This is a genomic window from Microbacterium sp. PF5, from assembly GCF_004794315.1.
GTDB lineage: Bacteria > Actinomycetota > Actinomycetes > Actinomycetales > Microbacteriaceae > Microbacterium > Microbacterium sufflavum.
The window spans coordinates 1-860 of sequence record NZ_SSDQ01000149.1 but is presented as its reverse complement, the minus strand read 5'-3'; the positions used below and the strand labels follow the sequence as shown (position 1 = coordinate 860).

Below are 860 nucleotides of genomic sequence, written 5' to 3'. Positions count from 1 at the left end.
TCGCCGACGAGCGCGTGGATGGAGCCGGGGTCGACCGGCACCGTCGCCGCCGCTGCGGTCGTGAAGCGGGCAACGCTCCCCGCGACCCGTGCACGGCGCTCGGACCGGGGCACCCCGCCGGCCTCCAGGGCCTCGCGCAGCGACCGCCCGATCGTCCACCTCGGGTCGAACGCGCCGAGCGGGTTCTGGTGCACGAGCTGCACCCGCGGCGATCCCTGCCAGGCGAGCGACCCGGTGTCCGCCTTCTCGACGCCGACCAGGAGCCGCGCGAGCGTGGTCTTGCCCGACCCGGACTCCCCCACGATCCCGAGCGTGCGCCCCTCCGGCACCGTGAACGACGCGCCGACCACGGCGGCCGTGGCGCCGAACGACTTCGCCACGCCCTCGGCCACGAGGATCGGGGCCGCCTCGCCGGCGGAAGCGTCGCGCGGCTCGTGAAGGGTCGCGGCGATGAGCTCCCGGGTGTACTCGTGCTGCGGACGCTCCAGCACCTCCCCGACCGGACCCGACTCCACCACGACGCCGTCCTTCATCACCAGCACCCGGTCGGCCAGCCGGCGCACGGCCGCGACGTCGTGGCTGATGAACAGCACCGCTGTCCCGCTGTCGGCGATCTCCCGCAGCAGGTCGAGGATGCGCGCCTGCACCGTCGCGTCCAGCGCCGTCGTCGGCTCATCCGCGACCAGCACCGCCGGGGACGCCGCGAGCGCCGAGGCGATCAGCGCGCGCTGGCGGAGTCCCCCGGAGAGCTCGTGCGGGTACTGGCGGGCGCGGCGCTCCGGCTCGGGCAGCCACACGCGCCGCAGCAGTTCCTGCACCCGCTGCGACACGAACGTCGGCTGGCTCGCGTCGATGGGGGT

At 75.3% G+C, this 860-nt stretch carries 1 protein-coding gene; it reads right to left on the bottom strand.

The features are described 5' to 3' along the window. Nucleotides 1-860, bottom strand: an 860-nt coding sequence (locus DW297_RS14690; RefSeq protein WP_136033706.1) for an ATP-binding cassette domain-containing protein, incomplete at both ends; no start/stop codon positions are given.